General features: G+C 72.7%; 7 protein-coding genes and 1 pseudogene. 2 read left to right on the top strand and 6 right to left on the bottom strand.

The annotated features are described in order from the left end of the window. The 4 genes and pseudogenes from ACFXGA_RS05070 to ACFXGA_RS05055 all read right to left on the bottom strand — a co-directional run. A pseudogene (locus ACFXGA_RS05070) lies at positions 1-380 on the bottom strand (hypothetical protein); the annotation flags it as partial. Continuing rightward, positions 377-1765, bottom strand: coding sequence for a M16 family metallopeptidase (locus ACFXGA_RS05065; RefSeq protein WP_378084498.1), 1389 nt, complete (start codon positions 1763-1765; stop codon positions 377-379). The gene ACFXGA_RS05065 and the pseudogene ACFXGA_RS05070, both read right to left, overlap by 4 nt. After that, the gene (locus ACFXGA_RS05060; protein ID WP_378084496.1) at positions 1762-3048 is read right to left on the bottom strand and encodes a M16 family metallopeptidase; all 1287 of its coding nucleotides are present in this window, start codon (positions 3046-3048) and stop codon (positions 1762-1764) included. Before ACFXGA_RS05060 ends, ACFXGA_RS05065 begins: the two co-directional genes overlap by 4 nt. Positions 3049-3384: 336 nt before the next feature. After that, complete coding sequence (locus tag ACFXGA_RS05055; protein ID WP_378084494.1) at positions 3385-5025, bottom strand: DUF2207 domain-containing protein; 1641 nt, start codon at positions 5023-5025, stop codon at positions 3385-3387. A 363-nt stretch (positions 5026-5388) separates the two neighbouring features. Between ACFXGA_RS05055 and ACFXGA_RS05050 the strand changes: the two genes are divergently transcribed. Both ACFXGA_RS05050 and ACFXGA_RS05045 read left to right on the top strand, forming a co-directional pair. Continuing rightward, on the top strand, positions 5389-6357 hold the full coding sequence (locus ACFXGA_RS05050; protein ID WP_378084493.1) for a neutral zinc metallopeptidase: 969 nt from the start codon (positions 5389-5391) through the stop codon (positions 6355-6357). 15 nt (positions 6358-6372) lie between these two features. Next, positions 6373-7272 carry a neutral zinc metallopeptidase gene (locus tag ACFXGA_RS05045; RefSeq protein WP_378084492.1) on the top strand — a complete coding sequence of 300 codons (900 nt, stop codon included), beginning with the start codon at positions 6373-6375 and terminating at the stop codon, positions 7270-7272. On the opposite strand, the gene ACFXGA_RS05040 is transcribed toward ACFXGA_RS05045, so the two are convergent. Beyond that, positions 7242-7679 carry a hypothetical protein gene (locus ACFXGA_RS05040; protein WP_378084491.1) on the bottom strand — a complete coding sequence of 146 codons (438 nt, stop codon included), beginning with the start codon at positions 7677-7679 and terminating at the stop codon, positions 7242-7244. The genes ACFXGA_RS05045 and ACFXGA_RS05040 overlap by 31 nt on opposite strands. Positions 7680-7807: 128 nt before the next feature. Further along, positions 7808-8072 (bottom strand): hypothetical protein (locus ACFXGA_RS05035; protein ID WP_378084490.1); only part of this gene is annotated, 265 nt, incomplete at its 5' end.

The raw sequence follows: 8072 nt of genomic DNA, 5'->3' as shown, positions 1-8072 counted from the left end.
GGGGCTCGCGCCCCGGGCGGGCCGGCCGCGTGTCCGCCTTCATGGGGTTGGAGTGTGCCGGCGGCCGCGCCCACGCCCGGCCCGCCCCCCGCGCCGACGTCCGTCTCGTCCTCGGTCAGCGGCACCGCCCAGTACGCCACGCCGTCCTGCTCGCCGAGCAGCACCGCCGTGCCCGGCGGGCCGTCGCCGAAATCGGTCGCGGGACGGTCCACCAGGCGCGACCCCCGGTCGGCCACCAGCGTGCGGCCGCGCGCGTCCACGCTGATGACCCGCGCCTTCGGCCACAGGTGCCCGAGCCGCTCCGCGTCACCCCGCAACGGCTCCTGCCGGTTGACCGTGAACCGCGACAGGGCGGGCAGTTCCACCAACTCGAAGCTCACGGCAGGGTCACACCGCCCAACGCCCGCAGCTGCGGGGCCAGCAGCTCCGCGTCACCGACCAGCACACCGGTGAACGCGGTCGGCGCGAAGAACTCCAACGCCACCTCCGTGACCTGCTCGACCGTGACGCTCGCCAGCCGCGCCGGGTGCCCGGTGAACCACTCCACGTCCAGGCCCAGACCGGCGAGGTTCACCAGGAACGACGCCAACCCGCCCTGCGACGACGTCGAGGTCAGCAGCGACCCGACCGCGTAGCGGCGCGCGGTGTCCACCTCGGACTCGGTCGGCGGCACCAGGCCCAGGCGACCCAGCTCGTACCGGGTCTCCAACAGCGCCGCCGCCGTCACCTCGCTCGCGGTGTCGGCGTCCACCAGCAGCGTCGCGCCGCCCGGCGTGAACTCCGGGTGCGACCGCGCGCCGTAGGTGTAGCCCTTGTCCTCCCGGATGTTCTCCACCAGCCGCGACGAGAAGAACCCGCCGAACACCAGGTTCGCGAGCTGCAACGCCGGGTACCGCTCGTCGGTCCGCACCAGGCCGCGCCCGGCGAGGCGGATCTGGGACTGCACGGCTCCCGGGCGGTGCACCAGCAGCACGTCGCCACCCCGCACGGGCGGCAGCGGCGACAACGACACCGCCGTGCCCTCACCGGTCCAGCCGCCCAACGCCCCCTCGACCGCGCGCACCGCCGCGTCCGGCTCCACGTCGCCCACGACGACCAGCACCGACCCGCGCGGCAGCACGGCCGCCGAGTGCAGCGCGAGCACGTCGTCCCGCGTGACCGCCGCGACCTCGTCGGCCTCAGGCATCTCCTTGGCGAACGGGTGGTCGCCGTACAGGTGGCGCTGCAACGCCTCCCGGGCGATCACGTTCGGCTGCGACCGCGCCAGCCGGATCCGCTCCACCAACCGGGCCCGTTCCCGCTCGACCTCGTCCGCCGGGTAGGTCGCGCCGGTGAGCACGTCCCGCAGCACGTCCAGCACGGTGCCGAAACCGGACACCAGCGCGTTGCCGGACAGCGCCAGCCGCTCCGGGTCGACCACCGCGTCCAGCTCGCCGCCGACCAGCGCCAGCTCCGTGTCCACGTCCACCCGGCTCCGGGTCGCGGTGCCGGTGAGGATCGTGTTCGCCAGCACCTCGGCGCGGGCCGCGTGCGTCGAGCCGACGCTGCTCGCCGCCGGGTCCCCGAACGGGATCCGCAGCCGCACCTCCACCAGCGGCACCGACGACCGGCGCACCGCGAGCACCCGCAGGCCGTTGGCCAACGTGGTGTCGACCGTGTCCAGGTCCGCCGCCGCCCGCTGCTCGCCCAGCTCGGGGAACGGGCGAGGCCCTAGCTCCGTACGGCCGATCTCCTCGGCGCTGCGGTGCTTGGTCGGGGCGCTCACTCGTTACCTCCGGTGGCGGGCTTGAGGATCAGGACGGCGCGCGAGTCCGGCCGCAGCGCCTTGGCCGCCGCGGCGACCTCGTCGGTGGTGATGCCGGCCAGCTTGTCCGGCAGCTCGTACAGCAGCTCGGCCCGCCCGAACAGCAGCTCGGCCGACCCGAGGCCCAGCGTGCGGCTGGTGAGCCGGTCGTGCTCCCGGTGCATGGTCGACACCCAGCGGGCGGTGACCTTCGCCAGCTCCTGCTCGGTCGGCCCTTCCTCGGCCAACCGCAGCAGCTCCTCGTCCACCGCCGCGAGCACCTGCTCGGAGGTGACCTCCGGCGGGTGGATCGCGGTGATGCTGAACGTGTCGGGGTCGCGCGCCTCCAGCGGCCCGAACAGACCGCACCCGGCGCCGACGTCGACCACGATCGCGTCGCGGTGCACCAGCCGCTGCTGGAGCCGCGACCCGTCGCCGTCGGTCAGCACACCGGCCAGGACCAGGTACGTGAGGTAGCCCTCGACCTCGGCGACCGGGTCCGGGATGCGGTAGCCCACGGCGATGGCGGGCATCGGCGCGTGCTTGTCGGTGTGCTCGGCCCGCAGCTCGCCCTTCGGCGCGGCCTCGGCGAACGACGGCCGGGGCGCCACCGGTCGGGCGGGCACGTCACCGAAGTGCTTCTCGACGAGCGCCTTCGCCTCGTCGGGGTCGAAGTCGCCCGCCACCGTCAGCACGGCGTTGCCCGGCGCGTAGTAGGTGTCGAAGAACGCGGCGCAGTCGTCCACGGTGGCGTTCTCCAGGTCGGTGAAGTCGCCGTAGCCGTTGTGCGCGTTGGGGAAGGTCTGGAACAGGACCGGCGGCAGGAGGATCCAGGGGAACCCGCCGTACGGTCGGTTCAGCACGTTGAGTCGGATCTCCTCCTTCACGACGTCGATCTGGTTGCGCAGGTTCTCTTCGGTGATCTTCGGCGCCCGCATGCGGTCGGCCTCGAGGAACAGCGCCCGCTCGAGGGCCGCCGACGGCAGCACCTGGTAGTAGTCGGTGTAGTCGGGGTGGGTCGACCCGTTGAACGTGCCGCCCGAGGACTGCACGTGCCGGAAGTGGGCCAGCTTCTCCAGGCTCTCGCTGCCCTGGAACATGAGGTGCTCGAAGAGGTGAGCGAACCCCGTGCGGCCCTCGGGCTCCGAGCGGAAGCCCACGTCGTAGTGCACGCTCACCCCGACGACCGGGGCGCTGCGGTCGGGTGCGAGCACCACCCGCAGACCGTTGGGAAGCGTGAACCTGTGCAGTTCGGGTAGCGCCATGAACGCAGCCTACGGGTTCACACCACTGCCCGGCCCGATGGTCGCCCGCCCGCCGCGACGACCCGCTACGCCGTGCGCGAACCGACCGAACGGGGACCGGTCGACCAGCGACGGGGCGGCCGGCCCGGGACCGGGAGCACGCCGTGCCCGGACCGGACCAACGCCCGTCTCAGCAGGCCGCCCACCCGGTGGAGCCGGCGCACGTGGACACCGGGGTGACTTCGGCCCGAGCACCCCCGACCCTTCGCCCGCCGCCCGCGGGTCTGGTTCGGGGATGCGGTTATTGTCGAACTGCTGTTCGACGGAACGCAAGATCACGTTCGAGTGAACCGCGGGTCAGCCGCGCAGCGACCGCAGGTGCCCCGCCTGCGCCAGCACGCCGTCCACCGCGCCGAGGAACGCCGGGAACCGCTGCGCGAACCGCCGCAGGTCACCGCCCTGCTCGGCCTCGCCGAACCAGTACAGCCCCGGCCGGGTGCCCGAGAACGCCGCCAGCCACCGCTCCGCCTCCCCCAGCACCACCGCGTAGGGCAGCGACCGCGAGAACACCATTTCCCGATCCGACTCCGGGATGTCCTGGGGAGTCGCCGTGTGCAAGTACCCGCGCAACCCGCGCACGTGCTCCAACAAGGCACTGCCGCGCCTGGTCCGCGCGGGCATGGTCCGCGCGCCGACCGCCAACGCCACCCCGGCCACCACGACCACCAGCCCGAACAACGCCGCCCCGCCGACCAGCGCCAACACCACCGTCAACACGACACCCAGCACACCCAGCCCCGTGCCGACCCACCACCACAGGGTGCGCTCGGCGTCGGGACGGCGGGTGAACCAGTTCTTCGCGACCACGTCCGCGTACAGCTCGTCCCGCACGCGTGACAGGTCGATCCGCCTGCCGCGCAGCTCGGACAGCGTCAACGCGTCCACCCCGTCGGGCAACAACGCCTCGTACACCGCCCGCTCGTACCCGGACAGCGACGGGTCGGCGGGGTTGCGCCGCACGAACCGCCAGTCGTGCCCGTCGAGCTCCTCGATCCAGAGGTAGTTGCGCACGGCGAGGTCCACGATCGTCGCGGTCACGTCCACCACGTCCACGTGCTCGTCCACGACGGTCCCCACCTGACCCGGCAGCACGCCGTCCGGCGAAGCGAAGGCCACGTGCCCGGAACCGTCCGTGACCAGCACGTTCACCGGCCCGACGTCACCGGCTAACGCGCGTGCGTCACGACCGCGCAGGTACCACAACAACAACCCGCCGCACAGCAGCAGGACGACGAGCACACCGAGCATCACACCGGTCAACGGCGTCAACGCGAACGCCGCAGCCAACCCCGACGTCTCCTCGACCAGCGCGTTCGCGGGCGCCGCACCCTCCTGCAACCCGACCGCCACGTCGATCCGCTCACCGGCGGCCAGGCCGATCTCGGTCGCCCGCACGCCGCGCCCGTCGCCCAGGTCCGCGCTGGTGCACGGCGTGGCCGTGCCCGGCTCGCCGGCCAGGCAGTTCACCGACCGCGGCGCGTCCGGCGTGATCACCGAGACCTTCACCGAGTCCAGCGCGGTGTCCCAGCCGCTCGCGGGCTGCCAGCGCAGCTCCAGCGTGTCGCCGATCTTGGCGACGGCGCCCACCACGGAGTACTTGACGGTGGACGTGCCCGCCTGGAGTGCGATCGTCAGCTCGTCGTCCGATGCTGTAGCGGTGCCCTTGCCTTCGACGGCCACATCGCCGACCCGGAACACGCGGTCCCGGTCCGCGGCGACGGGGACGCGCAGCGGAACGACGCGCGTGGCCGCCTTCCCCTCGGGAACGGTCACCACCTCGGTCACGGTCAGCCTGCCGTCGCGCTCCAGCTTGAGCCGCACGTCGGCGCCGACCGTCCCGGGCAGCCCGGCCGTGCTGCCCGGCTGCGCCGACGCCGTGCCGATGCCCGCGCACAGCGCGACCGCGCAGAGGGCCGCCGCTCCCCAGTTTTTCAACACGGCCGCGGAGGATAGCGGAGTTCCCCTAAGCTCTTGTGCTGATTCGGGCATCCGCGATATGGGGGACGACCAGCGATGACGCAACCACCGCCGCCGGGTGGCTGGCCACCGCCGCGACCGGTCGGACCGCCGCCGATGCCGGCGCCGCTGGACCCCCGTCAGCCGCAGCAACCGCGTCAGCACCAGCCGTGGCCGGCCGCCCCGATGCCGCCGCCCGGCCCGCAGCAGCAGCCCCCGTCGTGGCCCGGTCCGCCGCCCGTGATGCCGCCGCCGACGGCCCCGCCGCAACCGCCGCCCGCGCACTGGGGTCCGCCGCCCGGCCCGCCGCCGGGTTGGGGCCCGGCGCCGATGCCGTACCCGCCGATGCCCCCCAGGAAGAGCAAGGGCCCCCTGGTGGCGGTGCTGGTCGTCGGCTTGCTCGTGCTCGGCGTCGCGACGATCGGCATCGTGGCCGCGACCAGCGGCTCCAAGGAGGCCGGCGACTCCGGCAACGCCGGCTACGCGAGCTACACGTACACGCCCGAGCCCACCACCACGACCACCGAGACGACGACCGCCACCACGGAGAGCAGCAGGCGGTCCGCGTCGACGAGCACGCCCAAGGCCGGCCCCAGGGCCGTCATCACGCTGGGCGACAACCCCATCCACGGCGCGGGGCTGGGCGCGTTCAACATCGACGGCTGCCCCCTGCCGTCGATGGACTACTCGCCCGCGGGGCAGGACAGGTTCCTCCGGGCCGCGCTGCCGTGCATCGAGGCGATGTGGAAGCCGTCGTTCGAACGCGCGAACCTGCCCTACCAGCCGGTCGAGCTGGTCATGGTGACCTCGCAGGTCACGACCACGTGCGGCAACATGGGCCCGGACCGCACGGCCATGTACTGCGACGGCACCATCTACTGGACGCCGAACCACTACGCCAACGAGCAGGGCTCGGCCAACCCCAACCACCCGGGCAAGTACCTGGGGCAGCTCGCCCACGAGTACGGCCACCACGTCCAGTGGCTGTCCGGCATCCTCCGCGCGGCCAGCCAGGCGCAGTACGAGAAGGGCGGCTGGGACACCCCCGAGGGCCTCGACCTGAACCGCCGCAAGGAACTGCAGGCCACGTGCTTCGGCGGCATGACGCTGGCGCCGCTGTCGCACGGCGCGGTGCCCGGCGACGTGATCTCCGTGGCGCTCACCGACGCGGGCAACCGCGGCGACTACCCGATCTACCCGAACCGGGACCACGGCGCGCCCGAGCGCAACGCGGCGTGGGTGAACCACGGGTTCAAGAACAACGAGACCAGCGCGTGCAACACTTGGGTGGCGAGCGCGGCGGACGTCAGCTGACCCGACTGGAGGACCGTGCACACGCCCGAGGAGCCCAGGAACAACCCGATCGTCCTCGTCGGCGTGTTCTCGTTGATCGTGTTGTGCGTGCTGGGGCTCGGCGGCATCACGCAGCTCGAGACGTCACGTCAGATCAACGGCCGCGCGGTGGCCGCGCCCGGCGTGCGGGTCCCGGAGACCACGGAGGCCGAGACGCCGCGGCCGCGTGCGGTGCACCGGCTGGCCGACCACCCGTTGCTGACCGCGCCCGTGCGGCTGCCCGTCGTGACCTGCGCTTTGCCGGCGTTCGGGGTGTCGGACGCGGAGCTGTCGGCGTACTACGAGGCCGGTGTGGTGTGCCTCGACGACGCGTGGCGGCCGGTGCTGGAGCAGGCGAACCTGCCGTTCGACCCGCCCGCGTTGGACACCTCGCCGGAGCTGGCCGAGGGGCCGTGCGGCTCGGCGCCCGCGGAGAGTGAGGCGGTCGCGTACTACTGCGGTCGCAACAGGACCATCTACATGCCCACGCGGCGGCTGCGCGACAACGGCGGCGGCGAGCGCGCCGGGTCGCACCTGGCGACGTTGGCGCACGAGTACGGGCACCACGTGCAGGCGTTGACGGGGATGCTCCGCGCGGCGGACTCCAAGATCTCCGACGCGGGCGAGGCGACGCCGGCGGGGCTGGAGATGTCGCGGCGCATCGAGCTGCAGGCCAACTGCTTCGCCGGGATGTTCCTGGTGGCGGCGTCCGGGTCGCTCGGCACCGGGTTGGCCCAGGAGGCGGCGGAGGACTTCCAGTACGCCGTGGAGGAGCCGGCCGAGAAGAACGCCCACGGCAACCCGGACAACCAGGCCGAATGGGCGTCGCAGGGGTTCACGACGGGCGTGACGTCGTCGTGCAACACCTACGCGGCGCCGGCCGAGGCCGTGGGCTGAGAACGCCTGGTCAGCAGGTAGGCGTAGAGGCCGCCGGCGAGACCGCTCAGGCACATCAGCAGCATCGTCAGCCTGGTCCCGAACGGCATGCCGGCAGGCGCGCTGGCGGCGGCTTGGACGGTGAACTCGCCGCTGGTGTCGGCCGGGAGGACGACCTCCACGACCTCGTTCGGCTGGTGGCCGCACCCGTCGAGCCTGGCGGTGTGCGTCCGGTCACCGATCGTCAGTTCGACCCGGTCGTACGCGTCCGCGTCGCCGCACGAGGCCGGGGTCACGACGGTGGCGGAGACCCGCTGGACCTCGGCGGACGTGCGCGGCCACCACAACGCGACCGCTGCCGCGACGGCTGCCAGCCCCACGACCAGCAGCACCAGCGCCCACCTGACCGGGCTTCGCGGAACCGCCACAGCGTGGATGGTCGCAGACGCGCCGGCGGGGTGTCGTGGGGGCCGACCCGTCGCCACCACCCACAAACATCACTCGATCGTGATCTTGCACACCCTCGAACGCCAGTTCGACACTAGACCCATGAACCTCACCGGGAAAGCCGCCGAAGCCGCTCGACCACCAGCACGTCGCCGGATGCCGTACCGCGCACCGCGACGAGATCACCGACCCTGGGCTTGTCCGCCACGCCGGAGAGCTCCAGAGTCCGGGTGGAGCCCGCGAACTCGATCAACGTGGCGCGATCGCCGTCCAGCGCGGTCACGGGTGGGCGGGGGGGCGCCCACAGGACACCCCCCAACATATGAGATTCGGTGTGTTTGTCAAAAAATATCAGCGCGAAGAGGACGGGGACC

Origin of the sequence: Actinosynnema sp. NPDC059335, assembly GCF_042752395.1 — a bacterium.
GTDB lineage: Bacteria > Actinomycetota > Actinomycetes > Mycobacteriales > Pseudonocardiaceae > Actinosynnema.
The sequence above is the reverse complement of the archived record's forward strand: the minus strand, read 5'-3'. Positions and strand labels throughout refer to the sequence as shown.

Coding starts and splice junctions, on each gene's coding strand:
- ACFXGA_RS05060 (WP_378084496.1), bottom strand. CDS start 3,048: ATGGCGCTACCCGAACTGCACAGGTTCACGCTTCCCAACGGTCTGCGG.
- ACFXGA_RS05050 (WP_378084493.1), top strand. CDS start 5,389: ATGCCCCCCAGGAAGAGCAAGGGCCCCCTGGTGGCGGTGCTGGTCGTC.